The 22,894-nt window shown below is 34.5% G+C and carries 16 protein-coding genes; 6 read left to right on the forward strand and 10 right to left on the reverse strand.

The window, feature by feature from the left end; all coding sequences use genetic code 11:
* Positions 1–63: 63 nt before the first annotated feature.
* The 7 genes from recQ to FVB9532_RS02490 all read right to left on the reverse strand — a co-directional run bounded on the left by recQ (position 64) and on the right by FVB9532_RS02490 (position 12,543).
* Complete coding sequence (gene recQ / locus FVB9532_RS02460) at positions 64–2,172, reverse strand: DNA helicase RecQ (protein ID WP_150543633.1); 2,109 nt, start codon at positions 2,170–2,172, stop codon at positions 64–66.
* A 54-nt stretch (positions 2,173–2,226) separates the two neighbouring features.
* Positions 2,227–6,231 carry a DUF2194 domain-containing protein gene (locus FVB9532_RS02465; protein ID WP_150543634.1) on the reverse strand — a complete coding sequence of 1,335 codons (4,005 nt, stop codon included), beginning with the start codon at positions 6,229–6,231 and terminating at the stop codon, positions 2,227–2,229.
* Complete coding sequence (locus FVB9532_RS02470) at positions 6,232–8,226, reverse strand: hypothetical protein (protein WP_150543635.1); 1,995 nt, start codon at positions 8,224–8,226, stop codon at positions 6,232–6,234.
* Positions 8,227–8,243: 17 nt separating this feature from the next.
* The gene (locus FVB9532_RS02475; RefSeq protein ID WP_150543636.1) at positions 8,244–9,050 is read right to left on the reverse strand and encodes an endo alpha-1,4 polygalactosaminidase; all 807 of its coding nucleotides are present in this window, start codon (positions 9,048–9,050) and stop codon (positions 8,244–8,246) included.
* Positions 9,037–10,641 (reverse strand): hypothetical protein, encoded by a 1,605-nt coding sequence (locus FVB9532_RS02480; RefSeq protein ID WP_150543637.1) that lies wholly within the window; start codon positions 10,639–10,641, stop codon positions 9,037–9,039. The genes FVB9532_RS02475 and FVB9532_RS02480 overlap by 14 nt, the downstream gene beginning before the upstream one ends.
* Before the next feature lie 3 nt (positions 10,642–10,644).
* Complete coding sequence (gene pelF, locus FVB9532_RS02485) at positions 10,645–12,141, reverse strand: GT4 family glycosyltransferase PelF (RefSeq protein ID WP_150543638.1); 1,497 nt, start codon at positions 12,139–12,141, stop codon at positions 10,645–10,647.
* 123 nt (positions 12,142–12,264) lie between these two features.
* A complete protein-coding gene (locus FVB9532_RS02490) occupies positions 12,265–12,543 on the reverse strand; it encodes a hypothetical protein (RefSeq protein ID WP_150543639.1) in 279 nt (92 codons plus the stop codon).
* A gap of 344 nt (positions 12,544–12,887) precedes the next feature.
* Here FVB9532_RS02490 and FVB9532_RS02495 point away from each other — a divergent pair, with 344 nt between their 5' ends.
* The 5 genes from FVB9532_RS02495 (at position 12,888) to FVB9532_RS02515 (ending at position 19,089) form a co-directional block, all read left to right on the forward strand.
* Positions 12,888–13,808, forward strand: a complete 921-nt coding sequence (locus FVB9532_RS02495) for an alpha/beta hydrolase (RefSeq protein WP_150543640.1) — start codon at positions 12,888–12,890, stop codon at positions 13,806–13,808.
* Positions 13,809–13,813: 5 nt separating this feature from the next.
* A complete protein-coding gene (locus FVB9532_RS02500; RefSeq protein ID WP_150543641.1) occupies positions 13,814–15,073 on the forward strand; it encodes an MFS transporter in 1,260 nt (419 codons plus the stop codon).
* A 16-nt stretch (positions 15,074–15,089) separates the two neighbouring features.
* The gene (locus tag FVB9532_RS02505) at positions 15,090–15,662 is read left to right on the forward strand and encodes a Crp/Fnr family transcriptional regulator (protein WP_150543642.1); all 573 of its coding nucleotides are present in this window, start codon (positions 15,090–15,092) and stop codon (positions 15,660–15,662) included.
* 92 nt (positions 15,663–15,754) lie between these two features.
* Entirely contained in the window at positions 15,755–16,855 is a 1,101-nt protein-coding gene (locus FVB9532_RS02510) for an alkene reductase (RefSeq protein ID WP_150543643.1), read from the forward strand.
* Positions 16,856–17,217: 362 nt separating this feature from the next.
* Entirely contained in the window at positions 17,218–19,089 is a 1,872-nt protein-coding gene (locus FVB9532_RS02515; RefSeq protein ID WP_150543644.1) for a T9SS type A sorting domain-containing protein, read from the forward strand.
* A 253-nt stretch (positions 19,090–19,342) separates the two neighbouring features.
* On the opposite strand, the gene FVB9532_RS02520 is transcribed toward FVB9532_RS02515, so the two are convergent.
* Complete coding sequence (locus tag FVB9532_RS02520; RefSeq protein ID WP_150543645.1) at positions 19,343–19,885, reverse strand: GNAT family N-acetyltransferase; 543 nt, start codon at positions 19,883–19,885, stop codon at positions 19,343–19,345.
* Positions 19,886–20,242: 357 nt separating this feature from the next.
* On the opposite strand from FVB9532_RS02520, the gene FVB9532_RS02525 reads away from it, so the two are divergent.
* Complete coding sequence (locus FVB9532_RS02525) at positions 20,243–21,715, forward strand: thrombospondin type 3 repeat-containing protein (protein ID WP_150543646.1); 1,473 nt, start codon at positions 20,243–20,245, stop codon at positions 21,713–21,715.
* Between the two features lie 143 nt (positions 21,716–21,858).
* Here FVB9532_RS02525 and FVB9532_RS02530 read toward each other — a convergent pair whose 3' ends face one another.
* A complete protein-coding gene (locus tag FVB9532_RS02530; RefSeq protein WP_150543647.1) occupies positions 21,859–22,101 on the reverse strand; it encodes a hypothetical protein in 243 nt (80 codons plus the stop codon).
* A 57-nt stretch (positions 22,102–22,158) separates the two neighbouring features.
* The gene (locus tag FVB9532_RS02535; protein WP_150543648.1) at positions 22,159–22,890 is read right to left on the reverse strand and encodes a head GIN domain-containing protein; all 732 of its coding nucleotides are present in this window, start codon (positions 22,888–22,890) and stop codon (positions 22,159–22,161) included.
* Positions 22,891–22,894: the final 4 nt, after the last annotated feature.

A 22,894-nucleotide genomic window follows, 5' to 3' on the forward strand; every position in this document is an offset into this window, starting at 1 on the left:
CCACTAATAAACCCTAAAAACCAAATAACATATCAATAATAGTTATCTCTCCAAAAAATAATCCTACTTCTTTTCTTTCTCCATCACGCTTAAGGCTAACCTAATTTTAAAATAGGGGAGTTGTTCTTGAAAATGTTCAAAATAAGGTTTTAAGCCTTCGGGGTGTTGCAGTTCTTGTTGGGCTTGTTGTACTTGTTCAATTTCTTGTTGACTTACAAAATCGTGGATGTTGATGTCCTTTCCATCCATATACAGCTTAGCGATATGCGAATAAATCGTGGTGACGGCCAATTCCCGTTTTTTCGAAATTTCTTCTACGCTTAAGCCTTGTTGGTATAATTCATAGGTCGTTAAATGCGTATTCGCTTTTTTGCGTTTCTTTTTATGGAACTTTCTAATTTCGTTCATAAACACATCGCCATAGACTTCCAGTTTACGTTCACCCACCCCGCTAATCCTTTTAAATTCTTCATCGGTTTGGGGGCGTTCGCGTTCAATTTCTTTTAGCGTAGCATCGTTAAACACCAAATAAGCGGGGATATCTTCTTCTTGGGCAATTTCGTACCGTAGCTTTCGTAAACGTTCAAATAGACTGTTGCCGGAAGCTTTTTTGGGAGTAGTTTTTCGGGCGGTTTCTTTTTTCTCCTGTACACTTTGGGGTCGGGTAAGCCAGACTTGTTGCTTTTCAAACAACACCTTCTTGGCCAATTGGGTTAAGTGTAGCGCATTTTGTTGATGAAAAGCAATTTCACAATAGCCTTGATTAATCAGTTGGGTTAAGTAATGCTGCCAGTCGCGCCAAGCAATGTCACTGCCTATGCCGTAGGTTTTTAATTGCTGCAGGTTTTTCCCCAGGATGTTCTGGTTTTGCGCGCCCCGTAAGACATCGATTACCACCCCGGAAGGCTCGGTTCCTTTTAAACGGGCAATACAGGAAAGTAGTTTTTGGGCGATGACGGTTCCGTCAAAAAACTTAGGCGGATTTTCACAGACATCGCAATTTCCGCAGTTTTCTTCTAAGTATTCCCCAAAATAACTGAGTAAAATTTTTCTTCGGCAATCGGTGGCTTCGGCAAATTCTTTCATGCGTTCCAACTTCGCATTTTGCAAGTCTTCATTACTCGCTCCTTCGGTAAATCGACGTAGTTGGATCACATCAGCATAGGTATGAAACAAAAGCGCGAAGGAGGGAAGTCCGTCCCTTCCCGCACGGCCAATTTCCTGATAGTAGCCTTCAATGTTTTTGGGCATGTTGTAATGAATCACAAAACGTACATTCGATTTATCGATGCCCATCCCAAAGGCTACCGTTGCGCAGACAATTTTCTTTTTATCAAAAATAAAATCTTCTTGTACTTGGCTTCGGTCTTCGTGGCTTAATCCCGCATGATAGGCGGAAGCTTCAATTCCTTTCTGTTGAAGTTTTTCGGCTAGATTTTCGGTTCCTTTTCGGCTTAAACAATAAATAATTCCGGACTCATCGGGTCTTTTTTCAATAAACCGAATGATTTGTGCCACCCGATTTTCAGCCGGACGAACTTCTAATTTAATGTTTGCCCGATCAAAGGAACTAATAAATTGTTGCGCATGGGGAATGTTTAATTGCTCGACAATGTCTTGTCGGGTCGCTTTATCTGCCGTGGCGGTTAACGCAATAATCGGCGTGTTGGGGAGCGAACGTTTTAAAAAACCCAATTGCTGGTAACTGGGCCTAAAATCGTGTCCCCAAGAAGAAATACAATGCGCTTCATCGATGGCAATACAGCTAATGTAGGTTTCTTTTAAAATATCGTTGAGTGCCGATAGGCTTTCCGGAGCTACGTATAAAAGTTTTAAGGTACCTTGTGCGACCTTTTCAAAAATTTCCTGTTGCTCTTCCGGCTCTTGACTGCTATTAAAAAAATCGGCTTCCACGCCATTGGCTTTTAATCCGTCCACTTGGTCTTTCATTAAGGCGATTAACGGCGAAATCACCAAGGTAACTCCCTCCAGTAGTAAAGCCGGTAATTGGTAACAAATCGATTTTCCGCCACCCGTAGGCATAATCACCAAGGTATCTTTTTTTGCTAACACATTCGAAATAATGGCTTCTTGTTTCGGCCGGAATTCATCGTAACCAAAGTATTTTTTAAGCGTAGGATAGAGGTGTTCTTTTAAAATTGCTTCAGCCATAGTCAAGAAAATTACGAATTACAAAAGTAGATAAAACCAAAGGAGCACGAAAACTTAATCGTAATTTAGGTAATATTTTAAACCGAGCTGAAAACTGTTTGAATAAAAATTTTCAAGGGTAAAAAATTCTGCATTAGCATTCACAAATAGGGAATCAAAAACAGGCATGCTCAACGTAGCTCGATATCGTTGAAAACTACCTGAAAACGTATCTAAAAACATCGCTGCGCCAATACCAACATCAATTTGTTGAGCATCGTTTTTAATATTATAAGAAACCCCTAAACCGCCATATAATCGCTCTTTTGCTGACCAATACGGGTAACCTTGCTCTAAATTTGTATTCCCCAATAATCCTGAACCTTCTAGGTAAGGGTTAAAACTACTCGTTTTTGTAAGTGTAAGGTTATAGGAAAGCTTAGTTAAAATCATCGCATCGATTACATTTTTATCGTCATAATGATTGGCTTCGAGACTACCAATAGCATTCCAATTAGAATTAATTTTCCATTCTTCATACACGTTAACTTGCGTTTGGTAGATACCTAAACTATATGCCGGCCCGGTAATCGCAGGACGATAAAATAGCTGTAAAGAACTAAAAAAACTGTCTTTAGAGATAGAAGCTCCTACTCTTAAATGATAAAATACACGTTGATCTCGATCAAATTCGACCCTAGCCTTAGCGACGTAATTAATTTTCTCTTGTCGTTCTTTAGTTTTAAAACCATAGCGAATTCCGTACAGATAATGATTTCTGTTGACGGAAGAAGTATCGATATTTAGTGCATAAGCATTGTATTTCGTAAGACCAAACGTATGTGTATGAAGTTTTTTGTCTCGAACACCATAAGCTAATATATTGGTAAAAGAAGTAGGCTTAAGCAAATCACTAATTAATTCTGAGTTGGTTTCTATAAAATCGTTTTGCTGAATTCGTCTTTTCTTTTCAATCTTTTTTCGAACTTCCGGTAAAAAGAAATCAGGTTCAACTTCGAGTAATGCAAACTGGTTTTTTTCAGGAATAGTAAGCACTTCTTTATTTAACTCAACTTGTAATTGTGTTTTTTCAGGTGAATCTTTTAAGATGGAAGCTAACTTCCAAGATTTATCAAATTGGTTGGCATACAAGTATAATTGTGCCATCGTTGCTTTTACTTCGCTATCTTCCGGATTTTTTTCGATATAACTAAGATATTCGGAGGCTAACTTTTCTAGATCTCCCAATTCATAAAGCCACTGTAAGCGATCTTTTTCAGGGAAATTTTGTACACATTCAGACCATTGTAAGGCTTTTCTAAAACTACCTTGATCAGCAAAAGCATAAGCTAAATCTGTGGCTTGGCTTTGTAATTTTTTATTTTCGCAAGGGGTTAAATTAATGACTTCTTTTAAAGCATAGGGCGCATTTTTTTGCAATAAATACGCAATATAACGCGGGAAGTTTTGCTGTTTTAAAAACATAAACTCTCCATTTTCTAAACGCCACTCAGTTACTTCTTCTTGATTAATAGTTGGTGTACAATGGCTCCAAGCAATCGCTTTTTCTAAATCGTTCTTTTCTTTGTAAAACCAAGCTATCGACTCACTTAAACGATTATTTAAGTTCCCACAAGCTTCTATATTATTGAAAACTTTTAATGCCAATGCAGGATGCTTATCTATTAAACCGTATAGGTATTCTTCCTGAGTTTGTTCGTCGGTAGTAGCTTCAATAATATCGACAATTTCTTCTGCGCTAATTGTGATTTCGTCAAGATTTGTTTCTTCGTTAAACTCAATTAAATACTTCAGCTTTAATTCGACTTGCTCATCAATAAATTCAGCTTGTCGCAACATCCAACGTTGACGAGTGTCTGCATCGGAATAATCACTGTTTTTAGTAAACAGAAGTGATAAATTCACCAAATTTCGAGAAGGATTCTCCTGAAATGAATGCTCTAGTAATGGCCAAATTTCAAATTCTCGATTTTCCCAACCTAAATATTGATAAAGAGCTAACCAATCTTTTTGACTTAAGCCTGATTTTTTTTGCTGAAGAAGTAATGTTTCAATTCTTGCCTCTACCGGAAGATCTGGGGACTCATCAATAAACTCTTCGTGATTATCGAGGTAATTTTCGTAAGAGGCTAAGATTTGTTGAAAATCTATTGGCGTTGATTTTTTTTGATAATTTGGTAATGTTAATTGATCTGATTTTGTTTTAATATTGAATAAACTCCCTAGTAAAAAATCTCTTTTAGAATAGGGAATATTTTTATGGGTTAGATAGGCTTCAATTTTAGTAGTTTCTGCCTCCGGGAAATAAATAAACCAATAATTTTCAGTTAGCTGAAGGCTCGTTTTTAATTGAATACTGTCTGGTGTAAAGTTATAACTCACCTTGCTTTTTCTCCAGTTCTCGGTATGTTTAGCGGCATCGACTACTTTTTGATAACGAATAAAAGGATAGATTTTTCTAGTTTTTTCAAGGTAATTTTTAAACAACGGAAGAAAGCCTAATTCTCCATTTTTAGAAGTTCGCCAACCTAGACGTTTAGTGTTTCGATAGGCATAACTTCCGTGGCTGGTATTTTTATCGCTTGGTACTTGATATACATCGTCGGGATGAATAAAATGAGACCAAATACCGGTGTATAAGTAAAGAGAATGTTGATTAAATTCTTCTTCAGCATTTATATCATAACCAGAACTTATTCGGGGGAAATTAAAGAAATGATGGTTATAAGGTTCCGGGTCAAACTCTCGACCACCACCATCTTCAAATTCACCAATATATAAGCTACAATTATAACGAATACTGGGGATGGCTTTCTCTAAAGCAGAAAAACCAATACTATCAATGTCATTTGAAGGGGGGACATAAGTTCTTGGTAATTTTCCGTAGTTGGAATAGATCCATTTTTTTTCTACAGATTCTAGGGAAAGAATCATAAAATCTTCGTTAGGCCAATCGCTTGCTATCAAAGAAACATGGTTGTAACCGTGCAAACCAATTTCTTGATGTTCTTTTAAAGCCAAGCTCATTAAATAAGCGGGCACATCATTGGTATGTTCTTTTAAGGTAGAAGAATGATGATCCCATTCTTTAAACAAAAATGGTGGCTGGGTAATATTTCTATAATCAAAACAAGGATAGGTAGAGTAGACAATATTTTCATCCCGCGCAAGCTTAATCATATCTGGCCACCATACATTGGTATAGAATTGCGCTTGCGATAAATTCATTTCTGTTTGTATGGTTTCGGCATAAACATCGTAAAGTGGCGCAGGAAAATCGTCTAAAAAAATACTAGAAACATTAGCAATAGAATAAGGAATATGAGGTAAACCTTGTAAGATCGAAGCAAAAAATAAACCGCGATCTTGCTTTTCTGCATATTGTGAAGAATTGAAAGCTATTATTTGGCCCTTTCCTAATTGATTGCGGATAATCGTAGGATATTCTGGATTATTATAAGCACTTGCCCAAATCTCAATTTCATCTTTAAAATTTTCTTGCTTGAGTCCAAAATGCCGAATTTTATTCTGAAACCTAGTATTTTTTAATCCTGGCAACATATTAAGATGAAAACGATAACCAGTGGCAGTTTGATTAATACTGTAGTTAGCATCTGATTTTACCCCAGCAAGAAAACCAAATTTTTCATCGCTAGAAAAACTGGGAAGAAAAAGCGTACCGCCTTGTGCGATAAACTTTAAAACTTGTTGATAAGATTGGTTGGTAAGTAAGCCAACGTCATAAATCGCTAGTACTTTAGTGGTAGAATCGATTTTAAAGTTTTGGTTAAATTTTTTTAGTGGTATTACCGAAAACGGAATTTTAGCATAATCTAAAGCTTTACGAATATGTAGGTTACAGTTTTTACTTTCTTCATTATCCGCATTTAAAATATATTGAACTAGGGGTTCTTGACTTTGTTCATCGAAACGCACACGTTGGGTGTTTTTTTGAAAACTACTTATATTTTCGGACTCGTCTTCACGACACGAGAACACGATCATCATGCAGAGCATAAAACTTACATATACGAATATTTTGCAGTAGGCTTGCTTCATCTAAAATAAAAGTTCGTTTATTTTGCTGGCATGAGGTTCATTTTCAATCTCATAAACTTTTACAAATTCACCATCAAAAAAGAGCGAAATTTTTCTTCCCCGTTGTTGTAGAAGTTCAATAGTTTTTAAAGTTTTATCTTTTGTTTGAGTATCATTAAAATATTTTGCATTCAAGTTATCTTCATACATAAAAACAAAGGTGCTTTTGGGTAATATAAGCTCTGGATGAGCTTGTAAATAATGCGTTTTAGAACGATGAGAATGGTATAAAGAATCTTGTACTAAATAATCGTTATTAAAATAGCTGTAATCTATAAAATAATGACTTTTTCTACTAAGGGCTACATTTTGATAAGTATTGGTCACCGCATAAGAAAAGGGGAGAAGGTTTTTATCTAATTTATCGTAGGCCTGTATAATTTGCTCTTTAATTTTATCTTGATGAAAAGGAACTTTTGAGAGCGGGTTTTGACTTAAAAATAAAATAATGACTCCAAGGGTACTTACCGTAATCACAATTCTGTAGGGTAATCCAATTTTAAATTTTGGAGCCAAAAAAGCAATAAACCTTAATAAAACAAAAAAACTTATTCCCAATAGAATAGGAATAAAGACGCTATACAATTGATTTAATAAATCGACATCTATAAACGAATCTCCAAAACTATTTAGCACCAAGAGGACATTGATGTAAATAAGAAAAACCATAATCTGTAACCATTTTTTTCGATCTTTGATAAATAAGATCAAGGCAAAAAGCAAAGTAACTCCCCCTAAGATTTGATAATAGAATATTAATTGATTAATTGAAGTGATCAATTGCGGTGTATACGAATATATATTGAGCGAAAATAAATTAGAGGTATAAAAATCAAATAAACTTACATCTTTCACCACACTTGCTAGGTAATGGGTGATGAAAATAAAGAGCAAAGAGAGGTCGAAGGCAGCAAAGGATCTTAACAAATAAGGCTTATTATATTTAAAGGAAAATAATAACGACAGAAAGAGTAAGGGGAATAAAACAATGAAGGTCACAAATAAGTCCATAAAAAAGCAAGCCGTAAAAATAATCGTGATCCAAATAAAATAGCTGCTTTTTTTCTTTCGTAAATACGTAGGGTTTAAAATAAAAATTACCGTAGGTAATGCTATAGTTAAGGCTAAAAAGCTAGGTTTATGTTGTACTAATAAATTTAAATTAATGGGTAAAAAAGCATATAAAAATAAAAATGATAAGGCTGCAATTAAGCCCGGTATAAACTTGGTATGCGTAATTTTATAAATAACCCAAAATATAATTACCGTTAAAAGAGAACTTTCTAACAAGCCAAAGGATTCGATGATAATAAGATCACTAATATCGGTTAAAGCACCATAAAAGTTCATAATAGCATAATCGCCCATCATCGTCCCTTGATGAAAAAACCAATTTTGACTGCTTATATCTTTAATATTCTCTAAGCTATTGTACCAAGGTTCAGAAAGTGAAAAAGTATCGTATTCAAAAAAGAAATAACGAGATGAAAAAGCGACAATTGCCAAACCACAACCAATACCAATTTGCCAAAGCCGTTGTTTTTCCGAGATAAATTCTTGATCGGTCTTTTTGCGATCTTCAATTTTTTTGAAATTTTCTTCACTGATGATCTTCTTGCGGTTCTCAAAACTTCTAATCGTATAAATAATAAGTCGACTTCTAATTTTTTTAAACTGAAATTGAAACGATTTACCTCGCTTTAAGTTGATAAACGAGAGTACGATAAAAAATACTAATAAGACCAAAATGGTCATTAAATCGTAAGCATTGATTTGCGTAAGAAAAAAGCTGACAATTACCAATACGCTGATAAGTATTACATACCTGGGAATAAAATAATCTAAACCAACTTGATTGGAAAGCTTTAAAGTAACCAATCTATTTAATAGGTAAACAAACCCCAAAAAGACGACAAAACGTAAAGGTCCTAAAAATAGATCTAGATTTACAAACATCAATGGGGGGATAAGTTCTAATTAAATACCGGAATTTTTTGTAGTTTTATTTGTCCTATAAAATAAGACCAACCACTTGGTTTTATACGATCTAAAACTTTATCTCGAAGACGATGTGTATCTGCATATTCGATTAAAATAATAGGTACATCATATTCTTCTTCAATAGCTTTTAAATGCTGTACTTGCTCTTCAAATTCTTTTTTATTTCGAAGTCTGTAGTTATGGGTGGTAAAGTTATAATTAGTGGCTACAGATTCTATGGCAATCCCATCAATATAACGATGAGTGTCTTCAATAATAAACACTCCGGCGTTCTGTAATAAGTACATTTCGGGATAGCGTTCTTTCACTTTTGATAAGAAATTAACGAGTGCCGGTTTTTTTTCTGGAGTGGGACCATAAGGTCCGTAATTATCTACGTTATCTAAAAATAAACCATCTAAACCTTTGGTGATCATGGCTTCTTCAAATAAATCAAGAAGTTTATTAAAGGTTTGTTTATTTTCTAAATCGAGAATATAACTATCCCAGATTTCATTTTTGCCCAACGTAAATTCTTTTAAGCTATCGTAATAGGCGGCATCTTTATTTACTTCACCTAAACTAATGTAACCTAAAACAGTTTCATTATTTTCTTTTAAAATTTGAATATCCTTCTTGGAGAAATGGAGGCCTTCTAAAACAACAACAGAGTAGTTTTTAATTTGTTCAGGATAAAAATCTCCATAGCAAAAAAGCACATCATTTTTTTGATCCTGAGCTTTAATCCCTGAACCCAACAGAAAACTAAACACCATCATCATAAGGTTAATACGCTGCATAAAAATAATAATCTAAGTTTTTAAAAAAATTCAAAGTGGCTACCGTAGTATACCCCATAAAAAATATAGAACCAATTAGCATACCAATTACGCTATCTTCATAAGCTACTATTCTGCTTAAACTAATACCAAATACTAAATTTAATAAGAAGGCTATAAAAATACCTTTTAATGGTTTTTGATGTTGATTTAAGGTATATAAATAAAGTACGTTTAACATTCCTAAGGTAAAAAATAAATATCCAAAACTACCTATTAAACAAACTTTAATACTTAAGGCAGATAAACTCTCATCAAAACCTGCTTCGTACCCCCAAGGTTTAGTGATCACTCCATACAGAAAAATAGCTATAATCCCGGCGCTGATGGCAAATATACGTAAGTGCTTAAAATATAGTTTTTTCATATTAGCATTGAAAACTTCAATTTTATTATACTTTAATTTTCGCTGCCAATAATCCATTTTTCTACTAAAGGAAGTAATACTATATTCTAAGATGCCGGCAAGTAAGAAAAATACCAAAATGGCCAAATCCATCCCAATTTCATAGTCTTTTTCATAATATATGATATACGGAAGATCCCGATTTAGGGTAGAAGACCAAGCCAGAATTCTATCGGTAAAAATAAAGGTGTAAATTAAAATTCCGTAGAAAAAGTAATTAAAATTTCGATACACAGAAAGCATCATCTTTGGTGTGGCGTGGTAAAGTCCTTTTTTATCTTTTACGGTTCTTTTAAAAAAATAATCCAAATAAAATATAGCGATTCCAATGGCAACCAAAATCCCAATCCAATGCACAAAATAGATAAAAATACTACTCCAAAAATATAAAGCTAAGGTGGTACTTGTTCCGGCTGCAATTGCAACCGAAATTACCCAACGTTGTTTTACCGTATAAAGCGGAGATAATACTAATAACAAAACCCCAATAAGAAACGAATAAATAAAAACAATGAGCACAAATTCAAAGGGATAAAGGTGTATAAAAAGGTTGAGCCCCGAAATGATAATAAAAGTGATAATTAAACTTTTAATGCCCGTCCACAGTATTTTTTGGGTGGTTCTTCTCGTCATTAAATAATCTTCGTTGTACCAATAAAAAGAAACCTGTTTCCCAATAACTTGAACAAAGCCACCGGTGGTCACTAACCCAATAATGACCCCTAAAACCACTGCGGTAGACTGCAAGTTGTTAAAACCAACATACGTCCAAAGCGAGATCCCAAAAATGATGATCGAAATTATTTGTAAAAAAACCGGAAATAAATGAAAAATACCGGTACTATACTCCTTAATCATCATTTTACGACGAACCGAAGTATAAGCATTCAGTGATATCTCTTTTAAATTTTTAGCTTCAGCAGCCTTTTGAAATTTATTTTTAAGTTCCGATTCTTGGGTAAGTTGTTTAAAAATGTACACCGCTAAATGCGGGATCGATTCAAAACCGTAATCTTCTACCACATCAATATCTCGAATCCCTAAAGATTCTATGGTCGCAAAAACCACCCGCGGATTCACCGGTTTACCGTTTCGTTCTTTAATCGATGTTATTAATTGCTGTAGTAAATCTTCTTTAGAGTTCATCGATTACCTATCGCTAGTGTTGGTTTGGTTAACTTGATGGTATACTTCCTCGTATTGTTCTATAAAATTTTTAAGGGTAAAATTTTCAACTACTCGTTTTCTTGCATGTGCTCCCATTTTAAAGCGTAATTCTTCATTTTGTAAAAGTTCTATCACACGTTTGCCAATTTCTTCATAGTCTTTAGGTTTACATACAAAACCAGAGTTTTCATCTAAAGCTTCGTTAACGCCACCCACATCGGTAGCGACTACAGGAACCCCACAACTCATCGATTCTATAACCGTATACGGAAAACCTTCAGATATGGATGTTAAAATAGAAAGATCTCCTTCTGGAAAAATAAGATGAGAATCACTTCTTGTTCCCATTAATTTGAAATTTTCCTTTAATTTTAATTCTTCAATTAAATCTAAGCATTCTTTCGTATACTCGGGAACTGCTTGATCATCACCATAAATAAGAAACTTTACCTCTGGTATTTTTTTAACGGTTACGGCACAAGCTTTAATCATCGTTAAAATATCTTTTAACTCAAATATTCTGGCTGCTGCTACGACGGTAGGCACGTGATTTAAAGCTGAAGGTTTTTCTCTTGGTATAAATAACGTATGGTCAATTCCGTTATAAATTACTTTAATCTTATTGGGATTGGCACCATATAAAACTTCCCATTTTTTATTAAAAATGTTTACAGAGATAATCGCTTCAGATTTATAATAAACCAAGCTTGCGATAGTTTCTGAAAACTTGATGAGCATATTCTTTAAAAAGAAAGGGTATTCAGAATTATTAATAGCCAATAAACGCTCCCTAATAAAGACCCCATGTTCAGTAAGCATAATGGGCGTACCGTACTTATAATTTGCGATGAGCGCCGGAATTAATGGAAAACCACTTAGGGTTAAATGAGAGATATCGACTTTTGGCAAATCAACAATCGCTAGCGGAATTAAAAACCTATAAATCCAACGCATACCTACCGTTATATCCATCAAGGCTGCAGAAGGATTGTTCTTTTTTACTATATGGCTAGAAACAATTTTTACATACGCATTCCAAACGTGAGCGCTACGCATGGTTTCTTTATAATCATAATCTTCAAAGTAGAGCCAAAGCTCTCGAAAGAGAAGATCTAACAATCTCATGTCTTGATCTTCATTGTATACGAAAGTGAGTAATCGCTCAAAGAGGGGCAAAAACTTTTCTTCCACACATTGATCGGTAGTCCATTCTTTTTTACCAACAGTCTTGTAGTATTCTTCTCCATAACTTACGTAATCGTAAGGTTCATCGGGCGTCCAAAGTGGTACTTGTATAACCTTTTCTACATTATTGCTAAGTTCATACTTAGGTTTTTCTTCAAAAAAAGCATTGATCGCATAAAGTGTAAAATCGACATTGTTTACACGATTGCATAAAGTATGTGCCCATGTTGAAACCCCACCGCCATTAAACGGATAAGTACCTTCAGTAATGAGCATCACTTTAATTTTAGACATAGTGGCAAACTAAAAAAAATTCCGAAAATACAAAATAGAATATAATTTTTTAGGAGCTAATTTTATTTAAATAAAAAGTGCAGCCGGAGCAACACTTTTTAAATATACACAATTCAAAAAATCTTATTTTTCACTATGATCTTCTTCTAGATGATTATTATTTCCTCCTTGACTGTACAGGTGATTTTCCTCATCTGGTATTTTTTTGTTCTGTCGGTGAGGTACGTCGGTCGGTTCAGGAATGTCTAAATCATTTCCACTAAAATCAGGTTTTCTTTCCCGATTAATTAAGTTTTGGTCATCATCGCCATCCTTATGAATATTTTCCTGATTCAACATCTCTTTTTCTTGATCAGAGATTTCAGAATTATACTTTTCTTCTTTATTGCTTTCTTTTTTCATAGCGTTTTTATTTTCAAGTTAAGGAAATAAGAGTTCAGCCACAGAGGATTTAACGGCGTTTAACATCATTTTTTCAGGATTTTAATAAAAGGGAGGTTACTGAGAAGTTGAAGTCGAAGTTGAAGCCGAAATTGAAGTTGAAGTTGAAGTTGAAATTGAAATCGAAATTGAAGGCTGAGTTCTAGCATCTAATTTCCTGCTTCCCCACCTACTTTTTGATACAGTTTTATCTTTTTTATCGCTCTACCAAAATGAATTGAAGTGATAGATAAAATTAAATCAAATTTTTCCTGTTTCATATCATGTAAAAAACCGGTAAGTTTGTAGAACAACTATCGCTTATTATGAAAAATGTACTCTTTTTATTCCTTGTTATTTTTTCTTCCATATGCTATGCTCAGCAGCAAACCATTGAAATTTGGAACGGAAATGCGCCGGGAGCTATAGCAACGGAAGGCTATGCGGAACAACCCAAGTTGAAAAATGGAAGGTTAAACAGTACAAGTAAGGTGACTCATCCCACTTTAGAAGTTTTTTTAGCAAAAGAAAATCCCACACAAACTGGAGTGATCATTTTACCGGGAGGTGGCTATACGCATTTAGCGATGGAAAAAGAAGGTTATCAAATAGCGGAATGGTTCAATCAACAGGGAATTCATGCTTTTGTTTTAAAATACAGAATGCCTTCCGATAAAAGTATGACGAATAAGACGGTTGGTCCGTTACAAGATGCCCAACGAGCTATGCGCTTGGTAAGAAGAAATACTGAAAAATATAACCTGAATCCAGAAAAAATAGGCGTGATCGGTTTTTCTGCCGGCGGACATTTAGCTTCGACTTTATCTACGCATGATGCCCAAAGAACTTATCCCGTAGCTGATGATACTTCGGCTAGGCCCAATTTTTCTATCTTAATTTATCCGGTGATTTCTATGGAAGACGGGATAACGCATCAAGGTTCTAAAATTAGTTTATTGGGCGAAAATGCTGCTGCAGAATTGGTAGAAAATTATTCTAATGAAACCCAAGTCACGGAAGAAACCCCGATTACATTTTTGGTACATGCGACCAATGATACGGCGGTGCCGGTAGAAAATAGTATAAACTATTACTTAGCATTAAAAGACCACGGTGTAAGTACTGAAATGCATGTGTACCAAGACGGCGGACACGGTTTTGGATTGGGTAGGGAAGGAACGCACACGCAATGGCCCGAAGCTTTAAAAAACTGGTTAATGGTTCACCAATACCTTCAGCTTAATTAATTCCCTTGGCAAAAAAAGATCCTTACGCAGCGCTTCGCTATCGGGAATTCAATATATTCCTTTTGCTTCGTTTTGCCATGGTATTTGCTTGGTCCATGCAATTTGTGGTCATCGAGTGGGAGGTGTACAGTTTGACTAAAGATCCGCTATCCTTAGGATTAATTGGCTTAATGGAAGTAATTCCTGCGGTTTCCCTAGCCTTATTTGCCGGGCACGTGGTAGATCAAAAAGAAAAACGTAACTTATTGTTTCAATGCCTTTTTGGGTTTTCAGTAATTAGTATTGGCTTATTTTTATTGACTTGGCCTGTTTTTACTGATAGTCTCGCTACGCATACCATTTTATATAGTATTTATTTTTTCGTTTTCTTGGGAGGGATTGTCAGGGCTTTTATGGGACCTACCATTTTTTCACTCTTTGCCCTAATTGTTCCTAAAAAAGTGTATCCCAATGCGGCGACGTGGAGCAGTTCGGTATGGCAAATGGGGGCGGTATTGGGACCGGCATTAGCAGGATTTTCGATTAAATGGATAGGAGTTCATTGGTCGATGTGTTTAATTTTTGGCTTTTCGCTCGTGGCGCTCATCAGTTTATCCCAAATTGCCACCAAACCTATTTTAAATCCTAAATTAGGTGAAAATGTATTTAAAAGTTTACGGGAAGGGGTAAAGTTTGTTTTTCAAACCAAAGTCATTTTAGGGGCGCTTACCTTAGATATGATTGCCGTACTTTTTGGAGGTGCCGTAGCGCTTTTACCGGTTTTTGCGCAAGATATTTTAAACGTAGGGGCAGAAGGTTTTGGCATTTTAAGAGCTGCTCCGGCCGTGGGCGCATTATTGATGATGTTTACTTCAGCCTATTTTCCGCTGCATAAAAAAGCAGGACTAAAATTGTTGGCTGCCGTATTTGGTTTTGGGGTTTGTATGATAGTGTTTGGACTTTCCACTATCTTTTGGTTATCGGTATTGGCCTTGTTTGCTAGTGGGATAACCGATGGGATTTCCATGATTATTAGGCAAACCATTTTACAGCTAAAAACGCCGGACCATATGCGGGGTAGGGTAGCTTCGGTAAATTCGATGTTTGTAGGTTCTTCTAATGAGCTGGGCGCTTTTGAAAGCGGAATTACCGCCAAATTAATGGGAACCGCCGCGGCTGTCGTTTTTGGTGGCAGTATGACCTTAATTACCGTGCTTACCACCGGTGCTTTGTTGCCGAAATTAAGAAAACTGAATATAGAAGAAGATTTAGAGGAAAACACTTAACAGAAAAAACTTTGTGATGTCTATTGAAATTATTCAACATATACGTAAGGTTATTGATTTATCTGACCAAGAAGCAGAAGAATTTAAGAGCATACTTTCAGAAAAAAAGCTGAAAGCAAAATCCTATTTAATTGAACCCGGTGATCAAGTCACGGAAGAATTTTATGTAGTGAAAGGATGCTTAATCGCTTATTTTTTGGATGATGATGGAAATAAACACACCTTACAGTTTGCCGTTGAAGATTGGTGGATCAGTGATTTTGAAGCTTTTTTTAATGCTGTTCCCGCTAAACTTTATATTGAAGCTGTAGAAGATTGTGAGCTGTTAGGGATCAATAAAAATTTATTAAATACGTTGTACGAACGCATTCCTAAATTTGAACGCTTTTTTAGGATCAAAACTACCAATGCTTTTGTATCGTTAAGGACACGTATTCTTTCTTCCCTTCAAAAAAATGCTAAAGAGCGTTATTTAGAGTTTTGTGAACTCTATCCTGCAGTAGAAAAAAGATTGCCTAATTATCATATTGCAAATTACTTGGGATTACAACCGGAAAGCTTAAGTAGAATTAGGAAAGATTTGATGTAGCTTAACATTTTTTAACGCACTTAGCTAACGTAAATCATTCTTCAATAAAAATCTAGTGGTTAATTTTGAATAAAAATTAAATAACTAGAATTATGAGTAAAGATCAAGCTTTATTAAAATCATATAATTTAAACGGATTAGAACTTCCCAACCGTGTAGTGATGGCACCGATGACACGTAGTAGGGCAGATAATGAAGGAAACGTGCCTACAGTAGATTTACAAGGTGAGTATTATAAACAAAGAGCTTCTGCAGGATTAATTATTTCTGAAGGTTCTCAAGTTTCTGAAGAAGCCGTAGGTTATATTCATACCCCTGGGTTCCATACGGAAGCACAAGTAGAAGGCTGGAAAAAAGTGACTGACATCGTGCATCAAGAAGGTGGCAGAATTTTTATTCAGCTTTGGCACGTAGGAAGAATGTCGCATCCCGATTTCCATAATGGTAAAAAACCCTTAGCTCCTTCAGCGATTAATCCAAATTCTAAATCATTTACTCCGGAAGGTTTTAAAGATACCGTCACTCCACAGGAAATGAGTTTGGAAGATATCAAAAGAACCATTCAGGATTTTAAAAAGGCAGCTGAAAATGCGGTAAAAGCCGGATTTGATGGAGTTGAAATCCATTCTTCCAATGGGTATTTATTTCATCAGTTTTTTAATGCTACTTCTAATAAACGCGAAGATGAATATGGAGGAAGTATCGAGAAACGTGCCCGTTTTCTTTTTGATGTGTTGGAAGAAGTAAAACAAGTGATTCCTGAAAACAAAATAGGTCTTCGTTTAAACCCATCTTTAAATGGGGTTTTCGGAATGACGATGGACGAAGAAACCATTCCTACTTTTGATTATATCGTTAGTAAATTGAATGATTACGATTTGGCCTACGTTCACTTGTCTGAACCGTTTAATGACGTCTCTGATATTCCTTATGCAGTAGAAAACATAGCGGAACATTACCGACCTATTTACAAAGGAACCTTAATGATTAACGCCGGTTTCGATCAAGAAAAAGGGAACAAAGTAATTGAAGAAGGAAATGCAGATTTGGTGGCCTATGGAAAACTATATATTTCCAATCCTGATTTAGTAGAGCGTTTTGCGCAAGGGGTAGAACTCAGTGATTGGGATGAAGACACTTTTTATGTACCGGGTAAAAAAGGTTATACAGATTATCCTAAAAAAACAAAATAATCTAAAAAAAGCGAGCCGAAAAGCTCGCTTTTTTTCTTTGTGATTATCTTATTCCATAATTATTTTATTTTCTGCTTTCTTTCTTTTTTATTGTTTGTTTATAGATATTGAAATGATAATAATTTTTTGTTTTATTTATCTATTTAATTAATTTTTACGCTAAATATAGCTAAATCGTTAAAAATAAAGCTAATTGTTGTGTTTTTGTATAGGTGTTTGTGAGGTTTTGTTGTGGTAGGAATCGTTAATATTAGGTTTCTTTTATTGAAATTTACTTAAAATTTTATGCTAAAAATTGAGAATTTGATTTTTAGTGGTTTTTTAATTTTAATATATATTCAATAAACTATAAACTAAATTTTATGCGAAAAACATTTACTCTTATTTTTAGTGTATTTATAGCGACAATGCTAAATGCACAAGTAAACCCGATAGATTTTGAAGATGCAGGACACGGAGCCGATTGGACTTGGACGGTTTTTGAAAATGATACCAATCCTGCCGTTGAAATTATAGATAATCCAGATCCTTCTGGAATAAATACTTCTTCAAAGGTGATGAAGTTTACAGCTCTTCAAGCGGGTCAGCCCTGGGCCGGAACAGAATCTATGCACGGGGAAGACATAGGTACCTTTACTATTGATGAGACCAATAGCACTATTACTTTAATGGTTTGGAAATCAGTTATTAGTGATGTAGGAATCAAATTCGTAAAACCTAATGGAGATGCTGATGTAGAAATTAAAGTACCCAATACCGTAACTAATCAATGGGAAGAAATTACGATAGATTATTCTTCTAGAATAGGATCGCCTAATGCTACGGGAGTAGATCAAATTGTGATATTTCCAGATTTTAATTTAGATGGGAGAACGCAAGATAACATAGTTTATGTGGATAACATTAGCTTTTCTGCTGGGCAATCCCAAAATGAAGCGGCGCCTATGGTAGCTGCTCCAACTCCCACGGAGAGTGAAGAAAATGTTATTTCTTTATTTAGCGATGCTTATACCGATGTAAATGTTGATACTTGGAATACTACTTGGAGTGTGGCTAATTATGAAGAAATAATGATCGACAATAATCCCACTAAAAAATATACGCTATTAAGTTTTAATGGAACAGAGATGACGAGTCCTTCTGTTGATGCAGCAACTTCTGAAATGATTTATTTTCATTTAGATGTTTGGTCTCCAAATAGTACTGCATTTAGAGTAAAACTGGTAGATTTTAAAGGAGATGGCTACGAAGGAGGGAATGGTGATACGGAAGCAGAACTCAGTTTTACATTAAACCTTAATGAATGGAACAGTTTAACTATTCCCTTACAAGATTTTATGGATGCCGGGATGACCGATTTTAGTGATATTAATCAATTTATCTTTTCGAGTGACCCATCTGGGGAATCAACTATTTATATAGACAATGTTTACTTTGGAAAAGAGGAAATAATAGAGGAAGAAGAGGAACCCATGCTTGCTGCTCCCACACCAACTTTAGATGCTGCAGATGTCATTTCTTTGTTTAGTGATGCTTATACCAATGTAAATGTTGATACTTGGAATACTACTTGGAGTGCTGCCACTTATGAAGAAATAATGATCGAAAACAACCCTACAAAGAAATACGCTAACCTAGATTTTAATGGGATAGAAACAACCAGTCCATCGGTAGATGCAAGTTCTACAGGAATGATGTATTTTCATTTAGATGTTTGGTCACCCAATAGTACTGATTTCAGGATAAAATTAGTAGATTTTAAAGGAGATGGTTATGAAGGAGGGAATGGTGATACGGAAGCAGAACTCAGTTTTACGTTAAACCTTAATGAATGGAACAGTTTAGATATTCCTTTACAAGATTTTATGGATGCCGGAATGACTGATATGAGCGATATTAATCAAATTATATTTTCCAGTGATCCTACAGGCCAATCTACTATTTATTTGGATAATGTATATTTTGCTAAAGTCTCTTCACTTGAAACAAACACTTACCAAAACTTAAGGTTAACAACTTATCCAAATCCATCAAACGCATTATGGAATATTACTGCTGAAAGCTTCATAACAAAAGCAGAATTATATGATGTAAATGGTAGAAAGATATTCACGAAAAGTTATCATAACACCAATTCTATCCAATTGAATGGTGATCAACTTTCAAGAGGAATTTATTTTGCAACTATTATCAGTTCTCATGGTTCTAAAACCATAAAATTGATAAAGAAATAGAAAGGTAATTTATTTGTTTTTGCACGAAGCGTTTTAGTTGTCATATCTCGTGATAACTAAAGCGCTTTTTTATTTTCTTCTTCTTAAGTTACCACCTGAATTCGAAATAAAGTTTCCCTAAGCATTTTGGGGTATTGAGTGAATTTTCATGGAAAATTAGTATCAAAATCTTACCAAAATAAAAACTTCGATACAAAGTGTTTTACATGGCTTTTACGAGCTCTCCGATGGTATGAAATAATATAAAAATTACTTACCGATTTGCTTGCCATTCTTTTTTTAATAAAGCATAACAAGCAGAATCTTCATACTTGCCACGATACCAATAATCTTCTTTACATAAGCCTTCCTGGCGGAAGTTATATTTTTCTAAAAGTTTAATAGAGGCTTTATTCCAAGGGGCAACCATCGCACTAATACGATGAAGCTTCATCTTAGAAAAGCCAAAGGCTAATACTTCTTTTAAAGCCTCTGTCATCAAACCTTTTCGTTTAAATTTTTCTTCTTTCAATTTATAGAATAATTCAGCTCTATGATGGGTTGTATTCCATGTATGGTAACCACATTCACCGATAGGTTTTTGAGTTTCCTTATCAAGTAGTAGAAAGAAATAAAGACTCTGATTATAGGTCTCCATCCCGTTGATATGCATGAATTCAAAACGTTTATATTCTTCTTCATCACATCCTAAAACTGAAACTATTTTTTGTTTATCATTATTTTCAAATAATTGATGAAGGCTAGAAGGGACGAGTGGTTTTAAAATAAGGTTTTGTGTTTCAATAATGGACTTCATTTATAGTATTTATTTTTTCTGAATATAGGTATGAATAGAGGACTTTTGCTTGCTTATTTCAATTGCTTCTTATTTTTTCATTTTCGCAATGACATTATATACCTTTAAGTATCGCTTCTTAAAACAAGATACTTAAAATATTCAACTCTTAATTTCTCAATAATAAGTCAAGCTATTATAGTTACAGGTACTTCTACGTGTTTTTAAAATATAGGTATTTCTACGCTAATTGAATTTAAGGTATTATCTGATATTAGTTGATAATAAATATTTGATCAAGTAGCTACAATCAATGTTTTATTTATAGGCGGTATCTGAAAAGCCTTAAAAGAGTAAGAAAAACTTAAACAATTTATGATGAAAAAATTATTTATAAAATGGGGAGTACTTCTATTCTTGTCTCTATGTGTTATTTCTTGTGACAAAGATGAAATCACAGAAGATAGTCAACAAAGCAATGATTTAACGTCTCAAAACTTCTCTCAAGATGATGAAGGTCTGGTATATTCAGCCTTAGGATCAGAATTTTCTAAAACGCAAGCACGAACTATTTTTGCCAAAACTTTGGCGGTCACCATTGGACATAATCCGGAGCTTAAACACTTCATTTATGAAAAGGCTCATGAAATGTTTAATGGAGATTATGAAGTACTGTATTTAATGATTAAAGATGAGCAAGTGAATGGGCAACCTATTCATGAAATGCTTAAGGAATCTTCTCAGGAAATTGAATATGAAATGAACCTTCCCGAAAATTTCTTTAAAGAAGAAGTTTTAAAAGCAGATCCTTATATTACGGTTTATGTAGATGAAATTTACTTTGAAGAACCACAGTTATATGAAGCTCCTATTAGTGTAGGAATATTACCGGCAGAAGGTGATGATACTCAAATAGAAGCTTATATGGCTTTTACTATGGAAGGAGAAATGCAGTATGTTTCAGAATATACTGAAGATACTGCACTAATCGGGATAAAAGAAAATGAACGAGTAGTACTTATTAATACAGAAACACTCGACACTATAAATCAAACTAGTTTACAAAATATTTTATTTGGCGATCCTTGCGATAGTTTATATGAAGCGATCTTAGGATTTTTTCAGCAATATTTAATAAATGGAAATCCATATCTTCTTGTTCAAGTAGAGCAACTTACGGAACTATATAGATGCATGTGCCAAAATGATTGTGATCCAGATAGTGATGGTGATGGTGTTCCTGATAGTCAGGACGATTGCCCAGATGAAGCTGGTAGTCCAGATAATAATGGTTGTCCAGAAGACCCAGATTGTAATGTGCCTAATTGCGACAGAACTTCTATAGATAAAAAAGATGAAATTTATAGATTTAAATTTTCAGGCTGTTCAGCATTTAAGAAAACAGGAGAGTTATTTGAAGGGAAAAGAGAAATGCGGGCAGTAATTACTTATGGTTACCTAGACCCATTAACCAATACTGTAGTAACTTCTAAAATAAAAAAATCAGGTACTTTTAGTAAGAGTAGTTTAAGAAGTGCTAATTGGTTAGGTAAATGTAAAGGTACTAAATGGGTAACTGCCCACTGGGAGAGTTTTAACTGGGATTATTGTACTCATGGAGAACAAATAAAAGTATTCTGGTATGAAGAAGATCCAGGGCAATGGGGAACTTTCAATCTAAATTTTACATTTAAAAAAGGTCCCATTAATCTAAGTGCCAATGTAGGTATTCCACTTACAAATAAAGATGATAAATTAGGGGAATCGGTTATTCAATACTGTGATGGTGCCACAGGAAGTGGAAGTTTATACAATACAGGAGATATTCAGTTTTATTATAAACTTCAATAGTTTTATATAGAAAATCAAGAAGATAACAAACGGGGCTGTTTTATTAAACAAGCCCTGTTTGTATATATAATTAAATCCTGAGTATAAAAAAAGCCACTGAATATTATTTCAGTGGCTTTTTGGTTTAAAGAAAACTAAAAAAGTTAATCATTTTTATATTCAACTTTTTTCTTTTCGATATTTCCGTTTTCGTCTTTTTTGATTTTTACTTCTTTCTCGCTGTCTTCAATTTCTATTTTTTCACCGTCGTCGCTAACGTCTACGTTTGCATCTTCTTCGACTTCAACACCTTCGACTTCCATTGTTCCCTTTTTTTCTTCTTCTCTACAAGAGATAATGGTAAAACTAAGCGCAAAAGCGAGCATTAAAAACTTAACTACTTTCATTGTAAATTACTTTTTGGTTTGATCAATAAAAGTAATCATTTAATTCTTAAAGATTTGCTAATCTTTTTTATAATCGATGCTTCCGCCGGAAATACTTTTTTTTGTAGAAACTTTTTCGGGTTTGCCATAGTAATCTATATTTCCGCCAGAAGAAACATCTGCTTTAATTGAGCCTTCGTTATAAATATCAATATTTCCGCCAGAACTGGCGTCAACCAGACATTCTTTGGTCTTTAATTCTTTCGCATTTATGCTAGAACCGCTGCTTGATTCTCCATCAAAATAAATTGATGTTCCTTCTAATTCAACTTTGGCACCACTTGAGGCATCAACCGTAGTTTTTCTCACTTTCAGTTTAAGTTCAATAGAAGAACCACTGCTGGCATCTACCGTGATTTCTTTTTGCTCAAAAATATCTTCAGATTTTATGCGGGAACCACTACTGGACTTTACCAAGACTAAACTTTCTGTATGGTAAAGTGTAATTTCCCGGGTACCTGAGCTAATATTATTTTTGCTTCCTAAGGTAAGTCTGTTATTATTGATACGATAATCTAATTGTTCTACTAAGTTTTCATTGGTGTTTAAGATTATTTTATTTTCTGAAGACTTTACAAGTTGAATATTCCATCCACTTTCTCCTTTAATTTCTGTAAAATTATCGTTTAAAGGAATTTCTTTTGTGATCACTTCTCCTTTTCCTCTAATTCCAGAGATATCGAAATTGCAGGCAACTACTAGTGATGAGAGCATCACAAGTAGTACAATTTTAGTTAGTTTAAATTTCATGAGT

The sequence above is a fragment of the Mesonia oceanica genome, assembly GCF_902499555.1.
GTDB classification, from domain to species: domain Bacteria; phylum Bacteroidota; class Bacteroidia; order Flavobacteriales; family Flavobacteriaceae; genus Mesonia; species Mesonia oceanica.

What these genes read in the sequence shown, in the direction of transcription:
- FVB9532_RS02475 (WP_150543636.1), bottom strand. Translation starts at nt 9,050, where the DNA reads ATGCAGCGTATTAACCTTATGATGATGGTGTTTAGTTTTCTGTTGGGT.
- FVB9532_RS02525 (WP_150543646.1), top strand. Translation starts at nt 20,243, where the DNA reads ATGAAAAAATTATTTATAAAATGGGGAGTACTTCTATTCTTGTCTCTA.
- FVB9532_RS02530 (WP_150543647.1), bottom strand. Translation starts at nt 22,101, where the DNA reads ATGAAAGTAGTTAAGTTTTTAATGCTCGCTTTTGCGCTTAGTTTTACC.
- FVB9532_RS02520 (WP_150543645.1), bottom strand. Translation starts at nt 19,885, where the DNA reads ATGAAGTCCATTATTGAAACACAAAACCTTATTTTAAAACCACTCGTC.
- recQ (WP_150543633.1), bottom strand. Translation starts at nt 2,172, where the DNA reads ATGGCTGAAGCAATTTTAAAAGAACACCTCTATCCTACGCTTAAAAAA.
- FVB9532_RS02490 (WP_150543639.1), bottom strand. Translation starts at nt 12,543, where the DNA reads ATGAAAAAAGAAAGCAATAAAGAAGAAAAGTATAATTCTGAAATCTCT.
- FVB9532_RS02480 (WP_150543637.1), bottom strand. Translation starts at nt 10,641, where the DNA reads ATGAACTCTAAAGAAGATTTACTACAGCAATTAATAACATCGATTAAA.
- pelF (WP_150543638.1), bottom strand. Translation starts at nt 12,141, where the DNA reads ATGTCTAAAATTAAAGTGATGCTCATTACTGAAGGTACTTATCCGTTT.
- FVB9532_RS02535 (WP_150543648.1), bottom strand. Translation starts at nt 22,890, where the DNA reads ATGAAATTTAAACTAACTAAAATTGTACTACTTGTGATGCTCTCATCA.
- FVB9532_RS02470 (WP_150543635.1), bottom strand. Translation starts at nt 8,226, where the DNA reads ATGTTTGTAAATCTAGATCTATTTTTAGGACCTTTACGTTTTGTCGTC.
- FVB9532_RS02465 (WP_150543634.1), bottom strand. Translation starts at nt 6,231, where the DNA reads ATGAAGCAAGCCTACTGCAAAATATTCGTATATGTAAGTTTTATGCTC.
- FVB9532_RS02510 (WP_150543643.1), top strand. Translation starts at nt 15,755, where the DNA reads ATGAGTAAAGATCAAGCTTTATTAAAATCATATAATTTAAACGGATTA.
- FVB9532_RS02515 (WP_150543644.1), top strand. Translation starts at nt 17,218, where the DNA reads ATGCGAAAAACATTTACTCTTATTTTTAGTGTATTTATAGCGACAATG.
- FVB9532_RS02495 (WP_150543640.1), top strand. Translation starts at nt 12,888, where the DNA reads ATGAAAAATGTACTCTTTTTATTCCTTGTTATTTTTTCTTCCATATGC.
- FVB9532_RS02505 (WP_150543642.1), top strand. Translation starts at nt 15,090, where the DNA reads ATGTCTATTGAAATTATTCAACATATACGTAAGGTTATTGATTTATCT.